Below are 26,895 nucleotides of genomic sequence, written 5' to 3'. Positions count from 1 at the left end.
CCCTGGGCCGGACCGGGTGAGCTCCTCATGGACCACGTCGGCGGCCCGACGTTCCCGGTACGGATCACCTCATGCCCCTATCGGCGCCGCTCACCGTCGCCGCGGGTCCGCCGGAGCGTGAAGGTGTCCACGGGTTCGATACGGCCGTAGAGACCGGTGACCGCGTAATAGGTCACCGACATCGTGGTGAGGCCGCCCGGTTCGGTGCCGGGCTCGACGGAGAACGCGGCGAAGCCGTACGGGGTCACCCGGTCGCGCACCGCCGACCACGGGGCCGGCTCGGTCACATAGACCGGGGTCTTATGGCCATTCGCACCGGTGGCTCCGACACCGGTGATGACATTGCACCGCGGGGTGTCGAACAGGACGTCCATCGACGGGACCGAGGTGCCACCGCCACCGATGACCATATGGACGGTGCCCTCGGTGGTGTCCACCAGATCGGTACGGGTGGCGGCGGGGGTCGGCGTCATCGTGTCGTTGGGCTCCCGGCCACGGATCGGGTGGGAGCGCTCGTAGTGGTGTTCATGGCCGCAGACGACCAGGTCGACGCCGTAGGTGTCGAAGAGCGGCAGCCACTCCTGCCGGACGCCGAGGTCGGCGCCGTTGCCCGGGTGGTCGGCCGTGGAGACGACCACCTGGTGCATGACGACCACGATCCAGTCGATGTCCCGGTCGGCCCGGGCCCGTGCGAGCTCGGCCTCCAGCCAGCGCCGCTGGGCCCCGCCGGAATAGCCCCGCACATAGGTGTTCCCGGCGTCCTGGTAGGCCACGTCGTCATTGGCCAGGCTCACCACCCGCACCGAGCCGACGGTGAAGGCGTACCACAGCCCCTGGGTCTCGGCGTCGCCTCCGTTGCCGGGCAGCGAGAAGTACGCCTGGTAGGCGGCGAACCCGATCGGCCCGTTGCCCAGCTCGTTCTCGTGGTTGCCGGCCGCGGGCATCCACGGCCTGAACCGCGAGGACCGGCTGGTCATATCGAACCAGTCCGACCAGGTGCGCAGCCGGTCCTCGGACAGATTGGCGTAGCACAGATCGCCGTTGATGAGATGGAAGAGCGGCGCGACCCGCTCGACGGCGGTGGTCACGTCATTGGCGTACGGCGAGCCGAGGTTGTCGTTGAGATAGGTGAGCTTTTCGGTGATCTTCGGCGGCTTGGGGCCGTTCAGCTTGCCCACCGTGGGCGTGCCCTGGTCGCCGAAGCTGGTGAAGGTGAACGGCGCCCGGCCACTGGGCCCGGTGCGGAACGACCCCGCCTCCGGCGTCGCCCCGTCGTGGACGGCGGCGTAGACATAGCCGGTGCCGGGGCGCAGCCGGCTCAGCCGGGCGTGATGGACATGGATGCGCTGCTGGGATGTGGCGTCCTGGTAGGAGGTGGTCCGCGCGGTGACCTCGGTGCCCATGCCATGGGCCGGGGTGCCGAACCTGACACGTGGCCGCCTCACCGGGGCCGGCGTCTGCCAGGACACCACGACCTCCCGGGCGGCGTCGGACCCGAACTGGAGATGCAGCCCGCTCACCGGTGGCATCCCGGACCCCTCCGGCCGGGTCCACAGCACCGGCGAGGCCGCCACCGCCTCCGGCTGGGACATCAAGGTGGCCGCACCGGCCGCCGCCGCGCCGGCCGCGCCCAGCAGCCCCCGGCGGCTCACCCGGGACTCCGGCGGTGTGGTGCCCGTGGTCTTCGGTGTCGTCGTCATGAGCCCGAAGCTCCCATGGGCCCGTCGCCGCCCGACACCGAGGCGCCGTGAACACCACGACACGGCGGGCTACCGCCGGACGACCGGACGGCGAACCCGGACAACCATCTCGGTGGACGGTGGCGGATGTGCGTTGCCACAGGCGGTGGCGGCACAGCACGCTGGTCCCCGTGAACGATCGGGACGAAGAGCTGCGCGGGCTGGACGCGGTGCTGCGGGAGCTGCGGCACGCCCGGTTCGGGCTGTACGGACCGCTGGTACGGGAGCACTTCCTGGGCGGGCTCCCCGGGGATGTCACCCCGACCGGCTACCGGGTGCTGCGCTTCGTCGAGGCAAGCTCCCCGCCCGGCCCCGCCGTGTCCGACATCGCCGCCCTGCTGCTGACCGACCGGGCCCGCGCCGTGCGCGTCGTCGACCGGCTGACGGCGGCAGGGCTGGTGACCCGGGTGCGGGACACCGTGGACCGGCGGATACGGAGGGTGGAGCTGACCGACACCGGGCGCCGCCATATCGCGCTGGCGGCCGAGCGGCGGACACGGCTGCTGGGCGAGGCCGTCGCGGACTGGCCGGACGAGGACCTCGCCCGGCTGACGGAGTTCCTGAAGCGCCTCAACGCCTCCGTGGCACGCCATCTGCCGGTGTCCGGCGCCTCCGAGGCATCCGACGGCCGGTGACGCGGGGCCGGGACGCCACCGGCCCCGCGTCACCGCCGCGGGCTATGCCTTGGACGCCTGGAAGTTCCGGAACAGCAGATAGGTGTCGAGGATGTCCGACGAGGCGCTCTCGACCGAGCGGTAGATGCCCCACTTGGGCCGCTGGTAGTCGTCCTGGTCCGGCATCCTCACATTGGACATGCTGCCCTGGACCGCGACCGGGGCGCCGGACCCGGTGCCGTTGCGTATCACGCAGGCCGCCTTGCCATTCGAGCCGATGGTGAACGTCCACTCGATGGTGATCCACTTGTTGCGCAGCGGCGCGAGGTTCGTCGAGGCGATGTCCGGTGAGCCGGAGTTGGCGTACGCACGGGCCCGCAGCGTCTCCGTGCTGCCGCTGCGGCCCAGGTCAAGGGTGATGTACGGACCGCCGTTGTCCGCCGGGGTCTTGGTCTGGAAGATATGCGTGAACTTGCTGGTGCCGTGCAGCGAGGTGGGCATGAACATCTCGTAGCTGAGGCTCCACGTCTCACCGTCGCGCATCTTCAGGGTGGTGCCGTCCTGCACCATGCCCTTGGACTCGGTGCGCTGGCGGTCGCCGCCACCCGTGGTGTCCCGGTCGTCCTTCCAGATGTTGAAGCGGTAGTGGTCACCGCCCTCGACGATCACGTACTTCCGGTCGGGGTGTGCGCCGCCCCGGTCGGCCTCGATGCCCTCGAACGCCTTGAGCCCGGCGCTGGACGGGTTCGGATGCCAGAGCAACTGCGCGGCCGCGGCCCGGGAGGCGGCGGAGGCGGGGGCGGCCCCCGAGGTCAGTTGCCCAAGGGCGATCGGCGTTCCGACGGCGGCCGCGGCCATCGAGCCGAGGACCCGGCGGCGGCTTAACGAGCGGGGAACGAGGGGTTCTGCCATGGTCGTTGACTTCCTTCCTGATCCGGTAAAGGAGTGGCGTGCTCATGGCGCACCACGCACATTGGACCGGACCAAAAGGACCGTCAAGGCTCGCGGGCGGTTCTTTACCTCAGAATGACATTCAGCTACATGAACAAGTGTGCCCCTTTTTGGGTGCTTCGCAGGTCCCATGAGTCTCGGGGTTGGGCCTTCATTCGTCATTCTGAACGCGTAGACACTGTCTACTACGCTCTGGTAGACAGTGTCTATGGATGAGCGGGAGCATGAGCAGGACTCGGGTCTCCGATCCCGATTGGTGGACGTCGGAGTGGCACTGGTGGCGGCGGAGGGGGTGCCGGCCCTTTCGCTGCGGGAGATCGCCCGTCGGGCAGGGGTGTCCCACGGTGCGCCGCGGCGCTACTTCCCCACGCATCTGACCCTGCTGTCGGCCATCGCGCGCCGCGGCTTCGAGAGCCTGGCGGACCGGGCCGGTGAGGCCATCGCCGCCCATGAGGGCGATCCACGCGGGCAGTTGACGGCCCTGGCGCGGAGCTGTCTCGACTTCGCGCTGACCAACCGCGGCATGTTCGAGCTGATGTTCCGCCACGATCTCCTGGAGAGCAACCAGCTCGGCCTGCGGGAGACGAGCCTGCCGCTCTTCGCCACCCTCGTCGACCTGGTGGCCAGGGTGCGGCCGGAGTCCGGTGCGGAGCCACGGATCGTCGCGGGCGCGCTGTGGGCGAATCTGCATGGCATCGCCCAACTGTGGGGCTGGGGCAGCCTTCAGCTCGCGGTCGGAGTGGACGACGCCGAGCCGCTGCTGCGTGCCGCGCTCGACGCACACCTCGGCCCGGAGGCCCGATGAGCGCCCCGCGGGCACGACGCCTCACCCTCGTCGGCAGCGTCACCGGGGCCGTGATCGTCGCCCTGGACGGCACCGTGCTGACCGTCGCCCAGCCCCGTCTACAGCGGGACCTCCATGCCACGTTCGCCCAGGTCCAGTGGACCAGCACCGGATATCTGATCGCCGTGGCGAGTCTGCTGGTGTTCGCGGGCCGCCTCGGCGACCGCTACGGGCATCGGCGCGTCTTCGCCATCGGGACGCTGGGCTTCGGCGCCGCCTCGGCGGGCATCGGACTCGCGGGCGGCATCGGCTGGGTGATCGGACTGCGGATCGCCCAAGGGGTCTTCGGGGCGCTGCTGCAACCCGCCACCCTCGGAATGCTGCGCGCCGCGTATCCGCCCGACCGGCTCGGCAGGCCCCTCGCGGTGCGCACCGGCGCCATCGGCCTCGCGGCCGCGGCGGGCCCCCTGATCGGCGGGGCGCTGACCACCCATCTGGGCTGGCGGGCGGTGTTCTTCCTCAATGTCGTGCCCGCCGTTGCCCTGGGCCTGACGGCGCTCGCCGTGCGGGCCCCGGCCGCGCCCCGGGAGACCGCCCGGCCGCGGCTCGATCTGCCCGGTGCCGCTCTGCTCGCGGTGGCGCTGGCCGGGCTGGTGCATACGCTCGTCGGCGCCCCCGGAACCGGCTGGACGGCGGCGACCGGGCTCGGGCCGACGAGCGCCGTGGTGGCCGGTGGCGTCTTCGTATGGCATGAGCGCCGTACGGAACATCCGCTGCTGCCGCCGGGTCTGCTGCGGTCGGCCACCGTCGGCCCGGCGCTCGGCGTGCTGGTGTCCGCGTCGGCCGCCCTCTTCGGGACGCTCTTCCTCGGCACCTACTATCTCCAGGACGTGCTCGCGCTGGATCCGCTCGCCGGCGGGCTCAGGGCGCTCCCGCTGGCGGTGATGATGGTGCTGGGCGCACCGGTGGCGGCGATGCTGATGCGCCGTCAGGGGCCCCGCCGGGCTTCGGTCGCGGGGATGGTCCTGGTGGCGGCCGGTGTGCTGCTGATGTCCGGTCTCGGCCGGGGCTCGGGCGCCGCGGCGATCGGTGGATGCTTTCTCGTGCTGGGCGCGGGATTCGCCACCGTGATGGTCACCGCGACCACCGTCCTCGTGCGCCACGCGTCCGTGGACACCGCCGGAGTGGCGGGCGGGCTCCAGCAGACCGCCATGAACATCGGCCCCGCGCTGGGGGTCGCGGCCGCGACCACGCTGATGAGCGTGGCCGGGCCGGGTGGCACCACCGGACGGCCGCCCGGCGACGGGACGGGCTGGGCGGCCGACGTCTTCCTCTCGGCGATGGGACCGGCGCTGACGGCCCTCGCGGCCGTGGCCGCGGCCGGTGCGCTGCTGGCCACCAGACTGCCGGGCCGTGCGGCGACGCGGCCAACCGAAGGTCAGCCAGATCGTCCAGGGGCGTACGGCCGGCCGACGCGGTGAGGCGCTGGGCCGGTGGACACCTTTCCGCGGGCATACGAGGCCGCCGCCACCGAGCACCCCTGACCCGAGGGCCGGGGACCGGTGGCGGCGGCTTGCCGACGCTGTCGGCTCAGCTCAGGGCGACCAGCAGATCGCCGCCTTCCACCTGCTGGATCGCGCTGATGGCGATGCGCGACACCGTCCCGCTCTTCGGGGCCGCGATGGTGGCCTCCATCTTCATCGCCTCGATCGTCGCCACGGTGGCACCGGCCTCCACCTGATCGCCCTCGGCCACCGCCAGCGTCACCACACCCGCGAAGGGCGCCGCCACATGGCCGGGGTTGCTCCGGTCGGCCTTCTCGGTGGCCGGTACGTCGGAGGCCGCCGAGTTGTCCCGTACCTGGACCGGGCGCAACTGCCCGTTCAGCGAGGCCATCACGGTGCGCATACCGCGCTCGTCGGCGTCGCCGATGGCCTCCAGCTCGATCAGCAGCCGGACCCCGGGCTCGAGGTCCACCGTGTACTCCTGCCGCGGGCGCAGCCCGTAGAAGAAGTCCTTGCTGTCCAGCACGCTGGTGTCGCCGTGGGCCTGCCGATGCGCCTCGAACTCCTTGGTCGGGCCGGGGAACAGCAGCCGGTTCAGCGTCGCCCGCGGATCCTTCGCCAACTGCTCCCGGTCCTCCGTGGACAGCTCCGCGGCCGTCGGCTTGGCGGCGGCGCGGCCCTCCAGCGCCTTGCTGCGGAACGGCTCGGGCCAGCCGCCCGGCGGATTGCCCAGCTCGCCGCGGAGGAACCCGATGACCGAGTCCGGGATGTCGTACCGGGCCGGATCCGCCTCGAAGTCCTTTGGCGACACCCCCGCCCCCACCAGGTGCAGCGCGAGATCGCCGACCACCTTCGACGACGGGGTGACCTTCACCAGATGGCCCAGCATCCGGTCCGCGGCGGTGTACATCGCCTCGATCTCCTCGAAGCGGTCGCCGAGGCCGAGCGCGATGGCCTGGGTGCGCAGATTGGAGAGCTGACCGCCGGGGATCTCATGGTGGTAAACCCGCCCGGTCGGCGAGGCGAGGCCCGCCTCGAACGGTGCGTAGATCTTGCGCACGGCCTCCCAGTACGGCTCCAGGCCGCCGATCGCCTCGAGGTCGAGCCCGGTCGGCCGGTCGGAGTGGTCGGTGGCGGCCACGATCGCCGACAGCGACGGCTGGGAGGTGGTGCCCGCCATGGAGGCCACCGCGCCGTCCACCGCGTCCGCGCCGGCCTGGACCGCCGCGAGATAGGTGGCGAGCTGACCACCCGCGGTGTCATGGGTGTGGATGTGCACTGGCAGGTCGAACTCCCTGCGCAGTGCGGAGACCAGGGTGGCCGCGGCCGGGGCGCGCAGCAGCCCCGCCATGTCCTTGATGGCCAGCACATGCGCGCCCGCGTCCACGATCTGCTCGGCGAGCCGCAGATAGTAGTCGAGGGTGTAGAGCCGCTCGGAGGGGTCGGACAGGTCGGAGGTGTAGCAGAGCGCCACTTCGGCGATCGCCGAGCCCGTCTCCCGCACCGCGTCGATCGCGGGCCGCATCTGCCCGATGTCGTTCAGCGCGTCGAAGATCCGGAAGATGTCGATTCCGGTGGCCGTGGCCTCCTGTACGAAGGCGGTGGTCACCTCGGTCGGATACGGCGTGTAGCCCACCGTGTTGCGGCCGCGCAGCAGCATCTGAAGACAGATGTTGGGCACCGCCTCGCGCAGCTTGGCCAGCCGCTCCCACGGGTCCTCGGCGAGGAAGCGCAGCGCCACGTCGTAGGTGGCCCCGCCCCAGCACTCCAGCGACAGCAACTGCGGCACGCTCCGCGCCACCACCGGGGCCACGGCCAGCAGGTCCCTGGTGCGGACCCGGGTGGCCAGCAGCGACTGATGCGCGTCCCGGAAGGTGGTGTCGGTGACCCCGATGGTGGGCGACTCGCGCAGCCATCGCGCGAAGCCCTCCGGGCCCAGCTCGGTGAGCCGCTGCTTGGAGCCGGCGGGCGGCTCGGTGTCCGGCACCGGGGGCAGCTTGGTGGTCGCGTTGATCAGATGGGGCCGCTCGCCGTGCGGCTTGTTCACCGTGACATCGGCGAGATAGGTGAGCAGCTTGGTGCCGCGGTCGGCGGAGTGGCGCGCGGTCAGCAGATGCGGCCGCTGCTCGATGAACGACGTGGTGACCTGCCCGGCCCGGAAGTCCGGATCGTCCAGCACCGCCTGGAGGAAGGGGATGTTCGTGGAGACGCCGCGGATGCGGAACTCGGCCACCGCGCGCCGGGCGCGGCCGACCGCGGTCGCGAAGTCGCGCCCCCGGCAGGTCAGTTTGACCAGCATCGAGTCGAAGTGGGCGCTGATCTCCGCACCGGAGTGGGTGGTGCCACCGTCCAGCCGGATGCCCGAGCCGCCCGGGGAGCGATACGCGCTGATCATCCCGGTGTCCGGGCGGAAGCCGTTGGCCGGGTCCTCGGTGGTGATCCGGCACTGGAGCGCCGCACCCCGCAGATATACGGTGTCCTGGGCGAGGCCGAGGTCGGCCAGGGTCTGGCCGGCGGCGATCCGCAACTGCGACTGGACCAGATCGACGTCGGTGATCTCCTCGGTCACCGTGTGCTCGACCTGGATCCGCGGATTCATCTCGATGAACACATGGCGGCCCTCGCGGTCGAGCAGGAACTCCACCGTGCCGGCGTTGCGATAGCCGATCTGCCGGGCGAACTTCACCGCGTCGTCGCAGATCCGTGCCCGCAGCTCCGGATCGAGGTTGGGCGCCGGCGCCAGCTCGATCACCTTCTGGTGGCGTCGCTGCACCGAACAGTCGCGTTCGAACAGATGGATGACATCGCCCTGCCCGTCGGCGAGGATCTGCACCTCGATATGGCGGGGCTCCACCACCGCCTTCTCCAGGAAGACCGTGGAATCGCCGAAGGCGGACTCGGCCTCCCGCGCCGCCGCCTCGATGGACTCACGCAGCGTCTCCCGGTTCTCGACCCTGCGCATGCCGCGCCCGCCACCACCGGCGACGGCCTTGACGAACACCGGGAAGCCGAGCTCGTCCGCGGCCCGGACCAGCTCGTCCACATCGGTCGACGGCTCGGAGGAGCCGAGCACCGGCACCCCGGCCGCACGGGCCGCGGCCACCGCGCGCGCCTTGTTCCCGGTGAGCTCCAGGATCTGCGCGCTGGGCCCCACGAACGTGATCCCCGCCTCTTCGCACGCACGTGCGAGATCGGGGTTCTCGGACAAAAAGCCATATCCGGGATAAACAGCATCCGCGCCCGCACTGCGCGCCGCGCGGACGATCTCCTCGACGGAGAGATAGGCCCGCACCGGATGACCCGGCTCACCGATCTCATATGCCTCATCGGCCTTGAGCCGATGCAGCGAGTTGCGGTCCTCATGCGGGAACACGGCTACGGTTCTCGCGCCCAGCTCATAGCCGGCGCGGAAGGCGCGAATGGCGATCTCTCCACGATTGGCGACCAGCACCTTGCGGAACATGCCCGATCCCTTCTACCTGCCCGGTACCTACAACACACGCTTGTCGGCGAACCCTACTGCCGCGTGCCACGCGGGGCGCCCGGGGTGTGATCGAGTTCTCGTGGATGGCGTGCGGGATGGCGCCCGGCCCGTGTGGTCCATGGTCGCAGCGGACACGGAGAGTCCCCCCGTGGCCGCGCCGGGTGACGCTGTGCGTGGCACTGGAGCACCGTTTCGCCACGCCGGGCTCGAGGAGCGCGGGTGCGACAGTAATTGGTAAATAACGATAACTCGCGCAAGTCCTCCGATGCCGAACATGACCGCCGAAAACGACCTTGTGCCATGCCATGGCGAGATCTGGCGATTCCGCCCATCATGCCGCCATGACAGCAAACATGACGCGTCGTCACATTCTCGGTCTGGCCGCCCTACAGGGCGCGGCGGCCCTCGGACTCACGCGCATCGGCCTCACCCCGGCGGCCGCCGCCGAGAGCGCCGAACACTTCCCCGCCGTCGTCGTCGGCTCGGGCTACGGCGCGGCCGTGGCCGCGCTCCGGCTCGGCGAGGCGGGCATCAGAACCCTCGTCGTGGAGATGGGGCGGTTATGGGACACCCCGGGTTCCGACGGCCGGATCCACTGCTCGATGACCGCCCCCGACCAGCGCTCCATGTGGTTCAAGACCAGAACCGAGGCGCCTCTGTCCACCTTTCTGTGGCTGGACGTCATCAACAAGGACATCACCCCCTACCCCGGCGTCCTGGACCGCGTCCGGTTCCCCGGCATGTCCGTCTACGTGGGCCGCGGGGTCGGCGGTGGCTCGCTGGTCAACGGCGGTATCGCGGTCACCCCGTCGCGCTCGTACTTCCAGCAGATGCTGCCGCAGGTGGCCGCGGACCCGATGTACGACACCTACTTCCCGCTGGCCAACCGCATGCTCGGCGCCAACACCGTGCCCTCCGCGTGGTTCGAGGCCACGGAGTGGTACACCTACGCCCGCGTCGCCCGCGACCAGGCCGCCAGGGCGGGCCTGAAGACCGTCTTCATGCCCAATGTGTACGACTTCGACTACATGCGGCGCGAGGCCGACGGAACGGCGACCAAGTCGGCGCTCGCCCAGGAGGTCATCTACGGCAACAACTTCGGCAAGCGCAGCCTCGGCAAGACCTATCTCGCGGCCGCGCTCGGCACCGGCCAGGTCACCCTGCACACCCTCAGCCGGGCCCGGGCCCTGCGGCGGGCGCCCGACGGCAGCTATGTCCTCACCGTGGAGCGCATCGACACCACCGGCACCGTCGTCTCCACCGACGAGATCACCTGCGGTTCGCTCTTCCTCGGCGCGGGCAGCCTCGGCACCACCGAACTCCTGCTGCGCGCCCGCGAGACCGGCGCCCTGCCCGAGCTGAGCGAGGAGGTCGGCCAGGGCTGGGGCGGCAACGGCAACGTCATGCTCGGCCGCGCCAACCATGTGTGGCACCCGACCGGCGCCCGTCAGGCCACCATCCCGGTAATGGCGATCGACGACTGGTCCAACGCCGCCAACCCGGTCTTCGCCGAGATCGCCCCGCTGCCCGCCGGCCTCGAGACCTGGGTCAGCCTCTACCTCGCCATCACCCGGAACCCCGAGCGCGCCGCCTTCACCTACGACGCGGCCAAGGACGCCGCCGTGCTCAACTGGACCCGCGCCCAGAACGCGCCCTCGGTCGCGGCGGCCAAGGCGCTCTTCGACCGCGTCAACTACGCCAACGCCACCATCTACCGGTATGACCTCTTCGGCGACACCCGGGCCATCGCCGACGACTTCTGCTACCACCCACTGGGCGGCTGTGTCCTGGGCCGGGCCACCGACGCGTACGGCCGGGTGTCCGGCTACGACGGGCTCTATGTGACCGACGGATCCCTCATCCCGGGCTCCATCGGCGTCAACCCGTTCGTCACCATCACCGCCCTTGCCGAGCGCACCATGGCCCGGGTGCTGGCCGAGGACCGCGTCGGCGGCCGGTGACGCCCGGTCCCGCCGGGATCACTTCCAGGGAAGGGTGAGCCAGGGGCTCTCGGGATCGGTGGTGAGGATGCGGTGCGCGGTGAGCATGTCCTCGTACCACTCGCCGAACTCCTCGTCGTCGAAGTGGAGACACCGCCCGAGGATGTACGCGGCGGAGAACTCCTCCCAGGAGCGGTAGTTGGCCTGCGCCGACCGTCCCGCGCGCAGCACCGCGCGCTCGGCCTCGTCGAGGGAGCAGAACCGAGCGGCGAGCCCCCAGCGGGCCATTCCCGAGGCCCGCCCGTAGTCCCACGCCTCCACCGTGCGGACGAACTTGCCCTCGGCGAGCAGTCCGTCCGCGCGGAACCGGGCCTCATAGCGGGCGATCCGGCCGATGAGCCGCTGCACGCCCGCCACCTGGGCCTCCACCTCCGCGCTGTCCCGGGGCTCCGCCTTGGTGACCCCGTCGGGGGTGATCCGGACCTCGCCGGGCTCGGCGGCGGTGCGCCGCAGCACCCGCTCGGCCACCGTCCGCCAGTGGTCCACCCCGACCGGGCCGGCGAAGTCCAGGGCCAGGGTGCTGCGCACCCCGAGCGCGAACTCCCAGACACCGCTGATCATTTCGGCACCCAGCAGCAGCTCCTGGATACGCTGCCACTCCTCCCGGCCGGTGATGCCCCACCACTCCTTGAGCCGGCTCCGCTCACGGGTGTATCCGCCACCGTGGTAGGCCATCGCGTTCCACAGCTCGCCGTTCTTGACGAACAGCAGCGCCCCGCAGGCCAGTCCATGGGCCACCGGGCCCTGTGTCGGCCCGCCCACCCGCAGCCCGCGCAGCTCCATGGGCGCGTGTGCGCGGCCTTCGGCGGCGTGTTCGGCGTGGCCGCTCCACAGCGCGCGGTGCGCCGGGGAGGTCGGGAAGAACGTCTCACACGGACTGCCCGGGTTGACCACGATCCACGGCGGATCGCCGGGCTCCCACTCCGTGGCGAACCACCCCAGGGAATAGGAGAGATAGACGGTCTCCGGATGGGGCGCGGGGAGCATGCCCTCGGTGAAGATGGGCAGGCAGTTGGCCTGCACCTGGGGATACCAGTACGGGGTGAACAGCACCGTCCCGGGGCGCGCCTGAAGGCGGGAGTAGGCGTCGGCGACGAAGAGCTCGGCGCGGGCCAGCACATCGAAGTACGCCGACCAGTCGCCGCGGATCTTCGCCTCGTACAGCTCCCGCTCGATCGCGCTCGGCGCCGGCCATGCGGTCTGTGTGCTGCCCTGGACGCCGTGTTCCGGCCCGGCGGCCGGCCCCTCCCCGTTCCCCATGGCCGACCACTCTATCCAGCGGCCGGCCGGGCCCGCGTGATCAGCCCAGGGCCCGGTCCAGGTTGAACGCGGCGCTGATGAGCGCGAGATGGGTGAACGCCTGCGGGAAGTTGCCGATCTGCTCACCGGTGCGGCCGATCTCCTCCGCGTACAGCCCGACATGGTTGGCGTAGGTGAGCATCTTCTCGAAGGCCAGCCGTGCGTCGTCCACCCGTCCGGCCCGGGACAGCGCCTCGACGTACCAGAACGAGCAGATCGAGAAGGTGCCCTCCGCGCCGCGCAGCCCGTCCGGGCTGACCGTGGGGTCGTAGCGGTAGACCAGCGAATCGGACACCAGCTCCTCGCCCAGCGCGTCCAGCGTGGACAGCCATTTGGGGTCGGTGGGGGAGATGAACTTGGACAGCGGCATCATCAGCACCGAGGCGTCGAGCACCTCCTCGCCCTCGCGCTGTACGAAGGCGCGCCGCCGCGGCGACCAGCCGCAGCGCATGATCCGGCGGTAGATGTCATCGCGCGCCTTCGACCAGCGGGCCATGTCCGCGGGCAGGCCGCGGTGGCGGGCGATGCGCATCGCCCGCTCGATCGCGACCCAGCACATGAGCTGCGAGTACAGGAAGTACTGCGGGCCGGCGCGGGTCTCCCAGACGCTCATATCGGGCCGGTCCCAGTTGTCGCAGACCCAGCCGACCGCGTCGCTGACGGTGTCCCAGTGGTCGCTGGCCAGCGGCTGCCCCCATTTGTCGTAGAGATAGAGGGAGTCCACCAGCGCTCCGTAGATGTCCAACTGGAGCTGATGGACCGCCCCGTTGCCGACCCGGACCGGGGCGGAGCCCTGATGGCCCTCCAAGTGGGGGAGCGTCTGCTCGGGGATCTCGCTGCGGCCGTCGATGCCGTACATGATCTGCATCGGGCCGCCGGGGCCGTCCTCGAAGCTGATCTTCTCGGACAGGAACCGGACGAACGCCTCGGCCTCCTGGGTGAAGCCCAGCCTCAGCAGTGCGTAGATGCAGAACGCGGCATCGCGGACCCATACATAGCGGTAGTCCCAGTTGCGCTCGCCACCGATCTGCTCGGGCAGGCTGGTGGTCGGGGCGGCCACGATGGCGCCGGTCGGCGCGTAGGTGAGCAGCTTGAGGGTGAGCGCGGAGCGGTGCACCATCTCCCGCCACCGCCCGCGGTAGCGGGACTGCGAGAGCCAGTGCCGCCAGTAGCGCACGGTGGCGTCGAACAGCTTCTCCGCCTCCGCCTGCGGGCAGTGCCGCGGCTGCACCGTGCCGCCGATCCGGTCGAGCGCGAAGACCGCGGACTCGCCCTCGACCAGCTTGAACGTGGACACCACATCGGCCCCGTCGGTCTCCACGGTGACGCTGGAGGTGAGCGCCAGCGACAGCTCCGGGGATTCGAAGATCGTGAGCCCCTCCTCGGCGCGCATCGTATGCGACTGCCGGGCGTAGTCGAACCGGGGCGCCACCCGTGCGTTGAAGGGCAGCGAGCCACGTACGCACAGCACCCGGCGGATCAGCCGGTGCCGGTCCGCCTCGCGTGAGTCGTCCACGATCGGCATGAAGTCCTGGACCTCGGCGACCCCGTCCTCCGCGAAGAAGCGGGTGATGAGGATATTGGTGTCGGGGAAGTAGAACTGCTTCGTCCGGGCGGGCACCTCCGGTGTGAGCCGGAACGAACCGCCGCGGTCGGCGTCCAGGATCGACGCGAACACACTGGGCGCGTCGAACCGGACCGGGCAGTACCAGTCGATGGTGCCGCGGGTATCGACAAGCGCGGCGGTGCGCAGATCGCCGATCAGACCGTGCTCGGCGATCGGCACATAGCGGGACGCGTCCGTCGGGCGGCGGATGCTGTCGGCGACGGTCATCGGAACCTCCCGCGCTGAGGGAGGGCGGGAAACCCTGGGTAGCGCAGACTCTCGCTTCAGCATACGACCGGCGGACCGGTCCGGCGCAGCACCACCCCGGTGCGTAGACCGGCCGTCACGGTCCGTACATGGGGGTGCGCGCGGGCGCCCCGGACCGGCGCGAACGGGGACGGGGCCGCCGTCAACACGCCGGCTCGGTGATCACCCGCGCCGCCTCCGGAGCCACGGTGCTCCGGCCCGCTCGTCACCGGTGGGCGGCCCCGGGCCCGGCCAGCCAGGACGCGACCGCCGCGGCGATGGGCTGACCGGTCTCCAGCTCGACAAAGCCGAATTGGCCGCCCTGGTTGCACTCCAGGAACCACCAAAGGCCATCGGCGTCCTCGGCGAAGTCGAAGGCCCCGTAGGCGAGACCGGTGAGAGCCATGTACTCATGAACGGAGCGCACGATTCTGGCGGGCACATCCACGGGTTCCCAGCGGTGTCCATGACATCCAAAGCGCCCGTCCACCTGCCCCGAGCCGGCGGTCTTGCGTGCGGCGAATAACTCGCTGCCGACGCAGATCAGCCGGATGTCGGCCGCTTTGGGAATGTACCGCTGAAGAAGGGTTGCCCCGGCCGCGACATCGGAGAAATCTGTGTCCGGATCGATACGCGTGGTAGGCAACGTTACCGGCGGATCGGCGGTTGGCGGACCCGAGGCGGATTTCACCACGATGTCCGAGCACTGGACGGCGAAATCGCGCGCCGCGCGCGGATAGGTGGTGACCAGAGTCGAGGGCACGGCGAAACCGCTGTGCTGGGCGACCCGCAACTGGAAGGGTTTGTGCCGGGCCGGTTCGGCGGCCGCTGGATGGTTCATCCAGCGGGCCGTTGTCGCGTAGAGCATCCCGTAGAGTGCCTGTCCGCACTCGGCGGTCAGCCACTCCGACGGATTCGCCGCGTGGGCCGCGGGGCGGCCCGGCCTGCGCACCCAGATGGACCGCACACCGTGGATGCTGACGAGGCGTCCCTCGGTCGACAGATATCCAGTGAAGTCACCGCGATCGAATTCGACCGACAGCCCGGCCTGATCCGGAAGGTCTGCCGGATCGAAACGCACCAGAGGGACGCCTTGTTCGCGCAGCTCCGCCACCACCAAGTCGGCGGTGACATCCTGGCGACAGGTCAGGATGAGTACCGTCATCGACGTATGCGCAGGTCAGTCGTCGAAGTGCGTCTTGGAACCCGCTGTGGACGTGGTGGTGCCGGTGGCCAGCAGCACCGCATGGTCGGCGATGGCCGGACGCCCGTCGGAGAGGACATTCAACTGCAGGACGGCGCTATAGGCGTAGGGAACGCTCGCCGACGACCGCTCGGCAGGGATTGCGTGCTTCAGTACGAAGGGCTGCATGAGTGACCTCTTGGTGCTCCATGTATTCGTCTATCCACCACGCAACAGTACGTACTAAAAGTCTACGGCACTCCCTAGCAACGATTTTGTCCTGTGCGTTGCGATATGAAGTGTGTCACAGGATCCCAGTGGAACCTCAAGGCCCGATTGAGCGTCAACATATGCCTCGGGTATTGCTTCACCGAATAGTCGGCCGCCGCAGGGGGAGCACCGGCTGAGGAACGGCGGGTCAGGACGTCCGCGCGGCCTCGCGGTGGGTGATGCGGATCTTCGACTGACCGTGCGGCAGCTCCTCCCAGTCCGCCATGAACCGGGCCGCCAGACCGTGTTTCTCCGCCAGCGCTATGAGCGTCTCGGTGCGGTAGTAGAAGTCCTCCCGCAGTACCTGGTGTTCGACGCCCTCGGTGCGGTCGAAGGTGAAGTCGAACCAGCCGCCGGGCGCCATGACGCGGCCGACATGGGCCAGGCACTCCTCGATGACGGGCAGTGGCGAGTGCGAGAAGACACTGTGGGCGTGCACCACGTCGAAGTGGGCGTCGGGCAGAAAGCGCAGCGTCAGATCGCGGACCGGAGTGAGGGTGGGACGGCGGTCCTGCAACCCCTCTCGCACCAGCGTGTCCTGGGCGGCCACGAGGATCTCGGGCGAGATGTCGAGGCCGTAATAGTGGCCCGGCTTCAGATGGCTGATGAACCGCCAGCCCGCCCGCAGATTGCCGCAGCCGATCTCCAGCATCCGGTGTTCCGGCCGCAGCCCGTGGTCCAGGAGATAGTCGAACTGCATCGCGCCCAGCGCCAGCCACCGCTCATGGCTGCGGCTGCCGACCGCCGCCTCCGGGCTGGTGCGGGTGTCGGACCGCATCACCGCGCGGTAGTACGCGACGTGGTCGGGGTAGCGGTAGCGCAGCCAGGCATCCCGGGTGGCACGGACCAGATGGCGCGGTACGCGCTGCGGATGGCGCAGCGCGTAGGAGACCCGGTGGCCGAGGGCGGAGCGGTTGACGCCGAGGTTCTTGGCGGGCATGTGGACTCTCTCATGGTCGTCGTACGGACGCGGCGGACGATGCGTTCCCGCGTCGCTGTTGTCGGTACCAGCCTCGGCGCCGTGGCGGCGGCGCGGATCGGCGGAGCGGTCCCGGTCCGGACGCGGTCCGGGTGAACGCCGTATCAACCGATCGGATGATGCGGGGTCCGGCCGGGCGCGTTAGGACTGGCTGAGGGAGTGAACGCAAGAAGAACCGGAGAGGTCCGGTGCGAATCCGGAGAGCAGGGAGGGGCCCAGGTGCGGTCGGCGGTCGGGGCGGTCGGGGCGGTCGGGGCGGACGGGGCGGACGGGGCGGACGGGCGGTCAGGGTGGGCGCCGTGGTCCGCGATGTGGTCGGCATGGTCCGGGCGATCCGGGACCGACGGGGTGGACGATCCGGATGAGCGGTGGCTGACGGCGGTCCTGCACATCGCCTTCTTCCTGCTGCTGGGCTCCTCACTGGTCCGCTATCTGATCCGGGACACCGGCACCCCGCCGAACGGCTGGGTCGTCGCCCTCTTCGTCGTCTTCGGCGCGCTCTATCTGCCCGGCCGGTGGCCGGCGCCCGCACCGAGCCACGGCGGCCGGCCCTCCGGCCGCTATCTGGTCTGGCTGACAGCGGTGCTGGCCGCATGGGTCGCGCTGCTGGTTCTCGCGCCGAGCGCCGCATGGTGCGCCATGCCGCTGTTCTTCACCGGTCTGCACACGCTGCCCACCCGGTTCGCGGTGCCCTTGGCCGCCGTGCTCACCGCGCTCGTCGTCGCCTCGAAACTGCGGTTCATGCACGACGGCTTCGACCCCAACGCGCTGATCGCGCCGCCCGCCATCGCCGCCGTGGCCGCCGCCGTCCTCATTCATCTGCGGCGCCAGTCGGCGCGGCAGCGGGTGCTGATCGACGATCTGGTCCGTACCCGCCGCGATCTGGCCGCGACCGAGCGGCGGGCCGGAACCCTGGCCGAGCGCCAGCGGCTGTCCTCGGAGATCCATGACACCCTCGCCCAGGGCCTGTCCAGCCAGCGGATGCTGCTTCAGGCCGCCGACCGCACCTGGGAGACGGACCCGGCGGCGGCCCGAGGCCATATGCGCGACGCGGCGGAGATCGCCTCCCGCAGCCTCGCCGAGGCCCGCCGGTTCGTCCAGGACCTGGCCCCGGCCGACCTCGCCGAGGGCTCCCTGGCCCAGGCGCTCGGCGCGCTCGCCGAGCGGGAGAGCGGCGCGGGGCGGACGGTGGACTTCCATCTCGACGGCCCCCTCGGGCCGCTGCCCGAGCCGGTGGCGGCGGCGCTGCTGCGCATCGCCCAGGGCGCGCTGGCCAATGTGCGGGAGCACGCCGGGGCGAGCCGGGCCGCGCTCACCCTGACCTGCATGGGCGACCAGATCTGTCTGGACATCGCCGATGACGGCCGCGGTTTCGACACCGACACCGTCCCCGCACCAGGAGCGGACCGGTCACGCGGACACGGGCTGCGGGCGATGCGCGTCCGCGTACGTCAGCTCGGCGGCACACTCACCGTCGAATCCGCACCGGGCGAGGGGACCGTCGTCTCGGCCGCGATCCGAGTCGAACCCCTTCCCGCCCTCGTCCCCGACCGTCCCGTGGAGGCCACGGCATGAGCCCGATCCCGTCCCCGTCGTCCGGCCCCGCCGCGAACCCGGTCCCGCCCGCTCCCGCCATCCGGCTGCTGCTCTGCGACGACCACGCCGTGGTGCGGGCCGGGTTGCGGGCGCTGCTGGCCAGTACCGACGGCATCGAAGTGATCGGCGAGGCGGGAAGTGGCGAGGAGGCCCTCGCCATGGCCGACCGGCTCCGGCCCGATGTGGTGCTGATGGATCTCCAGCTCGGGGAGGGTATGGACGGGGTGACCGCCACCCGGCGGCTGGTCTCCGGCGGCCCGCCGGCGCCCCGCGTCCTGGTGCTCACCATGTTCGACACCGACGCCGACATCACCCGTGCCATCGAGGCCGGGGCCACCGGCTATCTGCTCAAGGCCGAGCGGCCGGAGGAGCTGTTCGCGGCGATCCGCAACGCCGCCTCCGGCCGTACCGCGCTGTCCGCCCCGGTCGCCGACCGGGTGCTGGCCCGGATGCGCAGCCCGCGCCCCGGACTCTCCGAGCGGGAGCGCGACATCCTGCGGCAACTGGCCCGTGGCCTGGGCAACCGGGAGATCGCCCGGGCCCTGTTCATCAGCGAGGCCACGGTCAAGACCCATCTGGGTCGGATCTACGGGAAATTGGGGGTCGAGACCCGGGCCGGGGCGGTGGCGGTGGCCACCGAGCGGCGGTTGCTGCCCTGACGGCGTCAGACCGCCGAAGGGTCCGGCAGCGACAGCCGGTCCTGGTCGGGCAGGACGAGCGTACGGGTGGGCAGCGGGATCTCGATGCCCTCGGCGCGGAACCGGCGGTGCAGCTCCTTCATGAACTCATGCTTGATGAGGTACTGGTCGCTGAACTCCAGGGCCCGCAGAAACACCGAGAAGTCGATGCCGGACTCTCCGAAGGTGTGGAAGCGCACGCTCGTCTCGTGGTCGACGACCCCGCCCTCGACGCCGGACATCACCTTCCCGGCCACCTCGATGGTCACCCGCTCCACATGGTCCAGATCGCTTCCGTAGCCGACCCTCGCCTGGACCATGACCGACATCTGCTGCTCGGGCTGGTGGAAGTTGGTCATGATGGTGTTGCCCAGCTTGGCGTTCGGGATGATGACGAGGTTGTCCGACAGTTGCCGCACCGCCGTGTTGCGCCAGTTGATGTCGACCACATATCCCTCCTCCCCGCTGCTGAGCCGGATGTAGTGGCCGGGCTGCACCGTCTTGGAGGCCAGGATGTGCACCCCCGCGAAGAGATTGGCCAGAGTGTCCTGTAGCGCCAGGGCGACCGCCAGACCGCCCACGCCCAGGGCGGTGAGCAGCGGTGCGATCGAGACGCCCAGCGTCTCCAGCAGGATCAGCACGCCCATCGCCAGCACCGCGATCCGGGTGATGTTGACGAAGATGGTGGCCGTGCCCGCCACCCCGGAGCGGGACAGCGCCAGCGACCGCACCATACCGGCCACCACCCGCGCCGCGGTGACCGTGCTGACCAGGATCAGCACGCCCTTCAGCGTCTGATTGACGTCATGGCCGACCGTGCCGGTCAGCGGCAGTGCGGCGGCCGCGGCGGCGACTCCGGCGGCCATCGACGCCCACGGCGCCAGTGTGCGCAGTATGTCGACGATGATGTCGTCGCCGCTCCACCGGGTGGCGCGGGCCCGCTCACCCAGCCAGCGCAGCGCCACGCGCAACAGCACACCACCGGCCGCACCGCAGATCAGCGCCGCCCCGACGACGATGACATCGTGCAACGTCAGGCCCCGGTTCATCGGCCACCGTCCGCTATGCCGGAAAGCGCGTCAGAACCGGCCGCGCGGCCCGCGGTCGTCGGTGCGGCCTCCGGTCTGGAGTTCTGTGGGATCACGTTGTCCACCTGCTCGTGCCTGGGTTGTACGGGCTGCGCCGGGCGTACATGTGTACGGCTCCGGCGTGAGGTGCCATCCTGCCGCATGCGATCAGGGCCGAATGACGGGATGCCCCGCTACCGCACGTAACCCGCCAGGAAGGCGGCGGCGCGCCAGCGCGTTTGACGGAGAGGTGATATGTGGTGGAATCGGGTCGTATGGAAAGCCGCCAGGACAGGGAGCGGGGATGGCCGTTCCTCGCGGCCGCCTACGCCTTCGTGGTCACGATGTGCGGTACGACGCTGCCCACCCCGCTCTACTCGCTCTATCAGGGGGAGTTCGGCTTCTCCTCGTTCATGGTCACGGTGATCTTCGCCGTGTACGCGGCGGGGGTCATCGTCGCGCTGCTGCTGCTCGGACGTATGTCCGACTTCATCGGGCGACGGCCCGTTCTGCTGGCCGCGCTCGCGCTGTCGGGCCTGAGCGCGGTGTGCTTCCTCCTCGCCGGCGGACTGCCGGAGCTGTTCACGGGCCGCACCCTGTCGGGGCTGTCCGCCGGTCTGGCCACCGGCACCGCCACCGTGATGGTGATCGAGCTGGCCCCCGAGCGCCGCCGCCGTGCCGCCACTCTCCTCGCCACCGGGGCCAACCTGGGCGGTCTCGGTGTCGGCCCGTTGCTTGCGGGTGTGCTGGCGCAGTACGCCCCGGCGCCGCTGAAGCTGGTGTTCGTGGTGGACCTGGTGCTGGTGGCGGTGGCCGCCGCCGTGGTGCTCGCTCTCCCGGAGACCGTACGGACCCGGGGCCGCCCGTCGCTGAGGCCGCAGCGGCTGCGGGTGCCCAAGGAAATGCGCGCGACGTTCACGGCCGCGGCGATGGCGGGGTTCGCGGGCTTCGCCACCCTGGGCCTGTTCACCTCGGTGTCGCCCACGTTCCTGAGCGAGGTGGAGGGGGAGAGCAATCTCGCGGTGGCCGGTGCCGTGGTGTTCTCCGTGTTCGCCGCCTCGGTCGCCGGGCAGGCGCTGGGGCGGCGGCTGGGCCCGGGGCGGTCGCTGCCTGGCGGGTGCGCGGTGCTGGTGGCCGGTATGGCGGCCATCGCGGTCTCGCTGGCGATCGCGTCGCTGGCGCTGCTGGTGCTGGGCGCCGTGATCGCGGGGACGGGCCAGGGGCTGTCGTTCCTCGCCGCCGTACGGGTGGTGACCGAGCGCAGCCCGGCCGACCGGCGCGCCGAGGTCACCTCCGCCCTGTTCGTGCTGATGTATCTGGCGATCTCGATTCCGGTGATCGGCGTGGGGGCGCTGTCGCTCGCGGTCGGGCTGCGCTCCGCCGGGCTCATCTTCACGGGGTGTGTGGCGCTGCTGGCCGTGGCCGCCCTGCTGCGGCTGCGGGGGATTTCCGTCGTGGCATCAGGCCGCTGAGCAGGCCCGGCGAACGCGGCGGGGACGCGGACCGCGCGGCGAACCGCTCGATCCGCCCCCGGGAGCGGGAGCGGATCGACGGCACCACGGCACCACGGCATTCGGCGCGGGCGCCTCGCGTCACAGCTCCAGGACGGTCCGCACCGGCAGATGGTCGCTGGGGTACTGGCCGTCCTCGGAGTAGGTGTCGATGACGGCGTGGTGGGTGCGCACACCGGGCGAGGTCAGGATCCAGTCGATCCGGTCGCCGTCCGGGACCAGCGGGCCGAAGCCGTGGAACGTCCCGTACAGCGGGCCGCGCCGCTCGGCGGTGTCCCACGAGTCCACCAGCGTGCCGCCGTTCAGCATGGCGTCGTAGACCGGGTTGCCATGGGCCGCCACATTGAAGTCGCCGGTGACGATGCGGGGGAGCGCGGAGTCCAGCCCGCCGAGCCGCTCGGTGATCAGAGCGGCGGCGTGGTCACGGGCGTTCTGGCTGCGGTGGTCCAGATGGGTGTTGAGGGCGTAGAACTCCTCGCCGGTCCGCCGGTCGTGGAAGCGCACCCAGGTGACCATCCGGACCACGGCCCCGCCCCAGGTGTTGGAGCCGATCACATTCGGGGTGTCGGACAGCCAGAAGTGGTCGTACTCCACGGGCTCGAGCCGCCCGGTGTCGTAGAAGACGGCCATGAACTCATCGCGGCTGCCCCCCATCCGCCCGGTGCCGATCCACGCGTAGCGCTGTCCGAGGTCGTGGGCGATATCGCGCAACTGGCCGTACAGCCCCTCCTGAGTGCCCAGCAGATGGGGCCGGGCCCGGCGCAGCAGCTCCCGCATGACCGGGCGGCGCCGGCCCCAGGAGTTGGGCTCGCTGTCGCCGGCGTAGCGCAGATTGAAGGTCATGACGGCCAGCCGCGAAGCGTCGGCGGGGGCGACCGGGGCGGCGGCGACCGCCGTGGCCACGTACTGCGGCTGGGAGGCGAGTGGAAGCGCGGCGGCCGTCGCGGCCGCGACGCGCATACCGTGACGGCGGCTGAACACAGGTGCGGGCATGGCTCCTCCAAGGTCTTGAAGGTGCGGTGACGGACCCAGTGTCGGGTTCCGCGGTGTGGGGGGTGTGTCGTGCGGTGGCCGTGCGGTGGAACGTACGGTCACGCAGAGCCGACCTCAAGAGCGCATGCGGGCACCGCCCCTGACGACGAAAGTGGCCGGGGATGCGCGGTGGCGGCGATGGGTAGAGAAGGGCGGTAGCTGTCGAGACGGAAGGGGCACCTGGGGTGACGTTACGGCCGCTGACCTTCGTCGTGGGGACCGGACGATGCGGTTCGACCGCTCTGTCGCGTGTCCTGCGGCTGCACCCGGATCTGCTCAGCGTGAGCGAGCTGATCGCCGCACTGGAGCCGGACGCGCTGCCCGAGGCGCCGCTGACCGGGGCGGAGTTCTGGCGGATCCTCGCCACTCCGAGGTCGTTCGCCAACCGCGTCATCCGCGATGGCATCCCGCTGCCGGAGTATCGGTATCCGCATGTCAAGGGGCGGTTCTCGGTGGCGGGCGGTGGCATTCCGGCCCTGTGCATGATGACGCTGCCGCATCTCACCGACGACCCCGACGCGCTGTTCGACGCGCTGGAGCCGGAGCTGTCCCGACGGCCCGCCGCCCCGGTGGCCGATCACTACCGGGCACTGTTCGACCTGCTGGGGGAGCGGTTCGGCCGACGGGCCGTCGTGGAGCGCTCCGGTTACTCGCTGCGGTCGGTGCCCCGGCTGCGGAAGGTCTTTCCCGAGGCCCGGTTCGTCCATCTGCACCGGGACGGCGCCGACTGCGCGCTCTCCATGAGCCGCCACCCCGGATTCCGGCTGATCCAGCTCATGACGGAGCGCGCCGAGACCACCGAGAGCCTTCCGGCCGGTCTCGAGGCGCTGCTCAGCGACGACGACGCCGATCTGCGTCCGCTGTACGAACGGCCCGTACCCGTCGCCGAGTTCGGCCGATTGTGGTCGCACACGATCGTGGAGGGGCTGGCCCATCTGTCCCAGCTTCCCGCCGGGATCCGGATGTCCCTGTCGTACGAGAGCCTGCTCGACGCGCCCGAGCGCGAGCTCACCCGGCTGGCCCAGCACCTCGGCGTGGAACCCCTCCCGGAGTGGCTGGCGGCCGGAGGCGCCCTGCTCGACGGCGACCGCCGGGGCTCGGCAGCCGCGACCCTGCCGCCCGCGGAACTGGCCGCCCTCCGCGCGAGCTGCGCCCCCGGCGCCCGGGCCCTGAGCCTGGCCGGGGCCGGATGAGATAGCTGCCCCGGTGCGCGGATGATGAGGTAGCTGCGGCGTGCGGATGAGGTAGCTCCGGTGCGCGCATGTGCTTCGGCGTCAGGCCGTCGCCGCTTCGGCGACCTCCCCCGAATGCTCGACGGCCACCGCCCGCAGCGCCTCCAGCAAGGCGGCCACCGCGGGCACCCGCGCCGCCTCCGGCCGCAGCAGCGCGCAGACATGGCGCCGTGGCCAGTCGTCCAGCGGGCGCGGCTCGACCCGCGGATCGGGCCGGGGGAGCAGACCGAGGCCGTCCATCAGGGCGATGCCCACCCCGTCGCCCACCAGGCCGAGGGTCGTCGCCTGGTCATCGGTCGTGGTCACCACCCGGGGCTCGAACCCCGCCTCCGCGCAGCGCCGCAGCAGCCGCCCGCGGTCCCGCTCCAGGATCCACCGCTCCCGCGACAGATCGGCGAGGCCGACGCTGCGCCGCCCCGCGAGCGCATGGCCCCGCGGCAGCAGCACATGGCGGCGGTCGACCAGCAGCGGGACCCGGCGCAGCGGGGTGTGCGCGGCCCCCGAGGCGTCTCCCGTCTCATCGTCGGCGACGATCGCCAGATCGGTCTCGCCCGCGTCCAGCAGCCGGTACGCGTCATGGGAGTCGGTCTGGCCCAGCTCCACCTCCACCTCGATACGGGAGGCGCCCAGCCTGGCCAGCGCCGCGGGCAGCACGGCGACACAGACGCTCTGCACCGAGGACATCCGCACCCGGCCACGGGTGCGCGCGGCGAGCGCCTCGAACTCGTTCTCCACATCCCGCAGCCCGGCCAGCACGTCCTGGGCGCGCTCGGCGAGTCTGTGGCCCGCGGGCGTGAGCCGTACCCCCCGTCCCGCCTTGACCGTGAGCGGCACGCCCACGGCACGTTCCAGCGCGCGCATGTGATAGCTGATAGCCGGTTGGGTGTAACCGAGCCGGTCCGCCGCGGCGCTGTACGAGCCGGCGCGACAGACCTCAGCGAGTACGGTGAGCTGGCGAAGATCGATCACCACAGGACGATAAAAATCGTTTATCAATTCCCGTAAGACTCTAATTGGACGCGTGATCGAGAGACCGTCAAAATCATGGTGACGGATTTCGCCCGCACCCGCTCATCGAACTGGCCGATCGGACACGGCCCCACCCGCACTGGCTGCCCGTACGGTCACAGCCCGCCCACAACGGTTTCCTCCCCACCGATCCGGCCGGACCGGCAAGGGGACCCGGGCGCGGTGACTTTCCTCCCTCCGCCCGAATCCCCCGCTGGAATGGATGGATGGTGCCCGATGCATGATGGCTGGAATCGCATGACTCCGGTGGTCGCGGAGAACAATCCCTTCCACCAGATGTCGCTCAACGAAACCGTTCACCCCCCGCTCCCCGAAGTGGTGGACGCCGTCCTGCGCACCGCGCGGACCGCCCACCGTACCCTGGATGCCCTCGGCACCGGGCTCTGTCAGGCCCTCGCCGGACATCTGGGAGTGCGCCCGGAACATGTGCTGGCCGGACCGGGTTCCGGTGCGCTGCTCCAGCAGTTGTTCTCCACCCTCACCGGACCGGATACGGACACGGTGCACGCCTGGCCCTCGTGGGAGGCGTACCCGATGATGGCGGCCAACGCCGGATCCACCACCGTCCGGGTGCCGCTCACCGGATACGACCACGATCTGAAGGCGATGGCCGACGCCGTCACCGACCGCACCCGCATGGTCCTGCTGTGCACCCCCAACAACCCCACCGGCACCGCGCTGGACCAGGAGCGCATCCTTGGTTTCCTCGACCGGCTCCCCGCGCATGTCACCGTCGTCATCGACGAGGCGTACCGGGACTTCGCCGACCCCGGCGCCGTCGCCGACGGCATCGCGCTGCACCGCGCCGATGAACGGGTCTGTGTGGTGCGGACGTTCTCCAAGTCGTACGGGCTGCTCAGCCTGCGGGTCGGCTATCTCGTGGCGCATGAGCCCGTGCTCGCCCCGCTCCGCTCGGTGCTGCCCTTCTACCGGGTGAGCGCCGTGGCGCAGGAGGCCGCCATCGCGGCGCTCGGTGCGCAGGAGCGGGTGCTCCGGCAGTGCGCCGAGACCGCCGAGGAGCGCGACCGGCTCCATCGGACCCTGCTCGACCAGGGCTGGGAGGTGCCCGCTAGCCAGGGCAACTTCCTGTGGCTGCCGATGACCTCCGGCGTGGAGCGCTTCACCCAGTTCTGCGCGGACCACGGCGTGGTGGTGTGCGGCAAACCGGGCGAAGGGGTACGGGTGACCGTCGCCGAGCCCGCCGCCAACCGGGCGTTCGCGGAACTCGCCGGGAAGTACCGGGAGGCGTCCCGGTGACGCCGCCCGATGTCGCGGTCACCGATGTGGCCGACCCGCTGGCGGAGGCCGCGCCGACCATTGAGCTCCTGCTGCGCGAGCTCGACCGGCGCTGGCCGCCGGAGGCCGAGCGGCTCCACCAGATCTCCCGGTACGCCCTGCTCCCGGCGGGAAAGCTGCTGCGCCCGCTGCTGCTCATGGAGTCGGCCGAGGCGGTGGGCGGCGGCGGACCGGCCGTCGTCCCGGCCGCGCTGAGCGTGGAGTACCTCCATGTGGGATCCCTCGTCCATGACGATGTCATCGACGGGGACGCGATGCGGCGGGGCCGTCCGTCCGTCGTGGCACGCTACGGCACCGCCGACGCCATCGTCACCGGGGACGCCCTGATGCTCGGCATGTTCGGTGTGCTCACCGACGGCGCCGAAGAGGCCGGGGGACTGCCGCCGGGCCGGGTGCTGGGCGCCGTGCGGGTCTTCGCCCGGGCGGGCGTCGACCTGTGCCGCGGCCAGGCGATGGAGGGCGAACTCCGCGGCGACCTCGGCTGCGGACTCGACCGGTATCTCACCATGAGCTCCCTGAAGACCGGGGCGCTGTTTCGGGCCGCCTGCCGGGGCGGGGCGATCCTGGGCGGCGGAACCCCCGCCCAGCAGCGCGCGCTCACCGCGTATGCCGAACACCTGGGGCTGGCCTTCCAGATGCACGACGACCTGCTGCCGTACACCAGCGACCCCCGCACCACCGGCAAGTCCGCCCTCAGCGACATCGCGGCCGCCCGGCCCACCTTCCCCGTCCTGCTCTGCCACGCCATGGCCGGTGCGCCGGGCCGCGCCCGGCTGGAGGCGGCGCTCGGCGGCG

The 26,895-nt window shown here is 71.0% G+C and carries 21 protein-coding genes; 10 read left to right on the top strand and 11 right to left on the bottom strand.

The window, feature by feature from the left end; genetic code table 11:
- Positions 1–77: 77 nt before the first annotated feature.
- Entirely contained in the window at positions 78–1,700 is a 1,623-nt protein-coding gene (locus KN815_RS09760) for a purple acid phosphatase family protein (protein WP_216341365.1), read from the bottom strand.
- Positions 1,701–1,870: 170 nt separating this feature from the next.
- On the opposite strand from KN815_RS09760, the gene KN815_RS09755 reads away from it, so the two are divergent.
- The gene (locus tag KN815_RS09755) at positions 1,871–2,374 is read left to right on the top strand and encodes a MarR family winged helix-turn-helix transcriptional regulator (RefSeq protein ID WP_216341364.1); all 504 of its coding nucleotides are present in this window, start codon (positions 1,871–1,873) and stop codon (positions 2,372–2,374) included.
- A gap of 42 nt (positions 2,375–2,416) precedes the next feature.
- Here the strand turns inward: KN815_RS09755 and KN815_RS09750 are convergent, their stop codons facing one another.
- Entirely contained in the window at positions 2,417–3,265 is an 849-nt protein-coding gene (locus tag KN815_RS09750; protein WP_216341363.1) for a hypothetical protein, read from the bottom strand.
- Between the two features lie 247 nt (positions 3,266–3,512).
- On the opposite strand from KN815_RS09750, the gene KN815_RS09745 reads away from it, so the two are divergent.
- Positions 3,513–4,109: a TetR/AcrR family transcriptional regulator gene (locus KN815_RS09745; protein ID WP_216341362.1), complete on the top strand. Its 597-nt coding sequence runs from the start codon at positions 3,513–3,515 to the stop codon at positions 4,107–4,109.
- Positions 4,106–5,569: an MFS transporter gene (locus KN815_RS09740; RefSeq protein ID WP_216341361.1), complete on the top strand. Its 1,464-nt coding sequence runs from the start codon at positions 4,106–4,108 to the stop codon at positions 5,567–5,569. The genes KN815_RS09745 and KN815_RS09740 overlap by 4 nt, the downstream gene beginning before the upstream one ends.
- Before the next feature lie 109 nt (positions 5,570–5,678).
- Here KN815_RS09740 and KN815_RS09735 read toward each other — a convergent pair whose 3' ends face one another.
- Entirely contained in the window at positions 5,679–9,056 is a 3,378-nt protein-coding gene (locus KN815_RS09735) for a pyruvate carboxylase (protein ID WP_216341360.1), read from the bottom strand.
- Positions 9,057–9,418: 362 nt separating this feature from the next.
- Between KN815_RS09735 and KN815_RS09730 the strand changes: the two genes are divergently transcribed.
- Positions 9,419–11,038, top strand: a complete 1,620-nt coding sequence (locus tag KN815_RS09730) for a GMC oxidoreductase (protein ID WP_216341359.1) — start codon at positions 9,419–9,421, stop codon at positions 11,036–11,038.
- Between the two features lie 18 nt (positions 11,039–11,056).
- Here KN815_RS09730 and KN815_RS09725 read toward each other — a convergent pair whose 3' ends face one another.
- The 5 genes from KN815_RS09725 to KN815_RS09705 form a co-directional block, all read right to left on the bottom strand.
- Complete coding sequence (locus KN815_RS09725) at positions 11,057–12,337, bottom strand: DUF1266 domain-containing protein (protein WP_216341358.1); 1,281 nt, start codon at positions 12,335–12,337, stop codon at positions 11,057–11,059.
- 40 nt (positions 12,338–12,377) lie between these two features.
- Complete coding sequence (locus KN815_RS09720; RefSeq protein ID WP_216341357.1) at positions 12,378–14,210, bottom strand: glycoside hydrolase family 15 protein; 1,833 nt, start codon at positions 14,208–14,210, stop codon at positions 12,378–12,380.
- 244 nt (positions 14,211–14,454) lie between these two features.
- On the bottom strand, positions 14,455–15,393 hold the full coding sequence (gene tgmB, locus KN815_RS09715; RefSeq protein WP_216341356.1) for an ATP-grasp ribosomal peptide maturase: 939 nt from the start codon (positions 15,391–15,393) through the stop codon (positions 14,455–14,457).
- 15 nt (positions 15,394–15,408) lie between these two features.
- Positions 15,409–15,600: a putative ATP-grasp-modified RiPP gene (gene tgmA / locus KN815_RS09710; RefSeq protein WP_216341355.1), complete on the bottom strand. Its 192-nt coding sequence runs from the start codon at positions 15,598–15,600 to the stop codon at positions 15,409–15,411.
- Positions 15,601–15,829: 229 nt separating this feature from the next.
- Positions 15,830–16,621 (bottom strand): class I SAM-dependent methyltransferase, encoded by a 792-nt coding sequence (locus KN815_RS09705; RefSeq protein ID WP_216341354.1) that lies wholly within the window; start codon positions 16,619–16,621, stop codon positions 15,830–15,832.
- A gap of 348 nt (positions 16,622–16,969) precedes the next feature.
- Between KN815_RS09705 and KN815_RS09700 the strand changes: the two genes are divergently transcribed.
- Positions 16,970–18,235 carry a sensor histidine kinase gene (locus tag KN815_RS09700; RefSeq protein WP_216341392.1) on the top strand — a complete coding sequence of 422 codons (1,266 nt, stop codon included), beginning with the start codon at positions 16,970–16,972 and terminating at the stop codon, positions 18,233–18,235.
- Complete coding sequence (locus tag KN815_RS09695; protein ID WP_253208864.1) at positions 18,232–18,915, top strand: response regulator; 684 nt, start codon at positions 18,232–18,234, stop codon at positions 18,913–18,915. Before KN815_RS09700 ends, KN815_RS09695 begins: the two co-directional genes overlap by 4 nt.
- 5 nt (positions 18,916–18,920) lie before the next feature.
- Here the strand turns inward: KN815_RS09695 and KN815_RS09690 are convergent, their stop codons facing one another.
- The gene (locus KN815_RS09690) at positions 18,921–19,982 is read right to left on the bottom strand and encodes a mechanosensitive ion channel family protein (RefSeq protein WP_216341353.1); all 1,062 of its coding nucleotides are present in this window, start codon (positions 19,980–19,982) and stop codon (positions 18,921–18,923) included.
- A 293-nt stretch (positions 19,983–20,275) separates the two neighbouring features.
- On the opposite strand from KN815_RS09690, the gene KN815_RS09685 reads away from it, so the two are divergent.
- Positions 20,276–21,472 carry an MFS transporter gene (locus KN815_RS09685; RefSeq protein ID WP_216341352.1) on the top strand — a complete coding sequence of 399 codons (1,197 nt, stop codon included), beginning with the start codon at positions 20,276–20,278 and terminating at the stop codon, positions 21,470–21,472.
- Positions 21,473–21,592: 120 nt separating this feature from the next.
- Here the strand turns inward: KN815_RS09685 and KN815_RS09680 are convergent, their stop codons facing one another.
- Complete coding sequence (locus tag KN815_RS09680) at positions 21,593–22,504, bottom strand: endonuclease/exonuclease/phosphatase family protein (protein ID WP_216341351.1); 912 nt, start codon at positions 22,502–22,504, stop codon at positions 21,593–21,595.
- A 224-nt stretch (positions 22,505–22,728) separates the two neighbouring features.
- On the opposite strand from KN815_RS09680, the gene KN815_RS09675 reads away from it, so the two are divergent.
- On the top strand, positions 22,729–23,736 hold the full coding sequence (locus tag KN815_RS09675; RefSeq protein ID WP_216341350.1) for a sulfotransferase family protein: 1,008 nt from the start codon (positions 22,729–22,731) through the stop codon (positions 23,734–23,736).
- Between the two features lie 81 nt (positions 23,737–23,817).
- On the opposite strand, the gene KN815_RS09670 is transcribed toward KN815_RS09675, so the two are convergent.
- On the bottom strand, positions 23,818–24,744 hold the full coding sequence (locus KN815_RS09670) for a LysR family transcriptional regulator (RefSeq protein WP_216341349.1): 927 nt from the start codon (positions 24,742–24,744) through the stop codon (positions 23,818–23,820).
- Positions 24,745–25,041: 297 nt separating this feature from the next.
- Between KN815_RS09670 and KN815_RS09665 the strand changes: the two genes are divergently transcribed.
- The gene (locus tag KN815_RS09665; RefSeq protein WP_253208863.1) at positions 25,042–26,061 is read left to right on the top strand and encodes an aminotransferase class I/II-fold pyridoxal phosphate-dependent enzyme; all 1,020 of its coding nucleotides are present in this window, start codon (positions 25,042–25,044) and stop codon (positions 26,059–26,061) included.
- Positions 26,058–26,895 (top strand): polyprenyl synthetase family protein (locus KN815_RS09660; RefSeq protein ID WP_216341347.1); only part of this gene is annotated, 838 nt, incomplete at its 3' end. The genes KN815_RS09665 and KN815_RS09660, both read left to right, overlap by 4 nt.

Origin of the sequence: Streptomyces niphimycinicus (assembly GCF_018883605.1) — a bacterium.
Classification (GTDB): domain Bacteria; phylum Actinomycetota; class Actinomycetes; order Streptomycetales; family Streptomycetaceae; genus Streptomyces; species Streptomyces niphimycinicus.
Note: the sequence above shows the minus strand (reverse complement) of the source record. Positions and strands in the feature narration are given on the sequence as shown.